Consider the following 1613-nt stretch of genomic DNA (forward strand, 5'->3'; position numbering starts at 1 on the left):
GGGCTCGCGTGCGCTGCAGCGTGGAGCGGGGACGGATGCCGACGCGCCGCTCGATCTGGCTCCCGGTGATGTCGTCGTGGTCGACCGCGCCCTGCGCATCCTGGTCGTGGACGACGAGCAGGCCGAGCGGCTCTGGTACCTCGGCGACGACCTGATCGACTCGGCGGATGCCGTCTGGCGGGAACCCGGCAGGCTGGTCGCGCGCGCGGAGCATCAGCCGGTGAGCCGCGTCTGGCGAGGTGGGGAGTTCGTGTCGCTCGAGCTGCGCACCGACGGAGCCCCCCGTTCGACGACTCTGCCGGTCGAGGAGCTGCGTCCGGCGGGGGAGCCGCCCGCACGATACGGCGCGTCGATGGGACGCTCTGCGGCTCCCGACGCCGCGCAGTTCGACGAGGTCGCGGGCGTCTGGCGGATCGCATCGCCCGCGCGGCAGGATTCTGTGACCGGTGACCTCAGCGAGCTCGTCATCGACTGGGAGGGCGACGTCGCTCAGCTTCGTGCGGACGGCGTCGTCATCAACGACCGCTTCTGGGACGGGTCGGTGTGGCGCATCGACGTCACGGACCTCCCGCCGTCGGCCGAGCTGACGCTGCACATCGCGCCGATCGCCGCGTACAGCGTGATCGACCTCGACGCGGCGGTGCGGGCTCGGGTCGACGCGGCTGGCAGGCTCGGGTCGGTGAGCCGAGTGGACCACGTCGTCTCGACGCGCTGGATCGCGGAGGTCTGAGCGGGCCCGGGGGCCCGCCGGCCTAGTCGGTGACGACCACGATCTTGCCGGTCGCGTGGCCGGCCATCGAGCGGGCGTAGGCATCGCGCACGTTCTCGAGCGGATGCACGGAATCGATCGGCAGTGCGATCGTCCCCTCCGCCAGCAGCTTCGCGATCGCCGCGAGCTCCGCCGTGCCCGCTGCGGCTCCGCCGACGCCGCGCACGGGATGCCGCTGTCTGGCCTCGTAGTCGGCGACGGTGTTGATCCGCTCCGGCGGCACACCCAGCTCGAGCGCGATGTCGACCGTCCCGTGACCGACCGTGTCGAGCACGACCGTCACCCCGTCGGGTGCGGCGGCGCGGACGGCATCCGCCAGGCCCTCCCCGTAGGAGAGGGGATGGATGCCGAGCCGCGCCAGCAGCTCGTGATTGCGGGGACTCGCGGTGCCGAGCACGCGCGCACCCCGCACGACGCACAGCTGCGCGGTGAGGATGCCGACACCCCCGGCCGCTCCGCTCACGAGCACCACGTCGCCAGGGCCGATGCTCTGCGACTCGACGCTGGCGACGGCTGTGCGGCCGACCACGTTGAGCGCACCGGCGACGACGAGATCGAGAGAGTCGGGCACGCGCACGAGCAGTCGTGGATCGATCACGAGATGGTCGGCCTGCGCGTGGTAGCGGAGCCCGCCGAACACCCGATCGCCGACGTTCCACCCCACGACCGCTGCGCCGACCGCATCGATGGTGCCCGCGAAGTCGTACCCGTTTCCCGAGGGCAGAGACCGTTCGTACGGGTCATGCATCGGCTCGCCGCTGAACAGCTTCCAGTCGACCGGGTTGACGCCCGCCGCGGCGACCCGCACGCGCACCTCGTCGTCTGCGGGCCGGGGCACCGGCCG

1 protein-coding gene and 1 pseudogene are annotated in these 1613 nt (G+C 72.3%); one reads left to right on the forward strand and one right to left on the reverse strand.

Annotated elements, in window-relative coordinates:
• A pseudogene (locus RTM68_RS18695) lies at nt 1–730 on the forward strand (hypothetical protein); the annotation flags it as partial.
• A 22-nt stretch (nt 731–752) separates the two neighbouring features.
• On the opposite strand, the gene RTM68_RS18700 reads toward RTM68_RS18695, so the two are convergent.
• On the reverse strand, nt 753–1613 hold an 861-nt coding region (locus RTM68_RS18700), incomplete at its 5' end, for an NADP-dependent oxidoreductase (protein ID WP_312173827.1).

The sequence above is a fragment of the Microbacterium sp. genome (assembly GCF_031988965.1).
Taxonomy (GTDB): Bacteria; Actinomycetota; Actinomycetes; order Actinomycetales; family Microbacteriaceae; genus Microbacterium.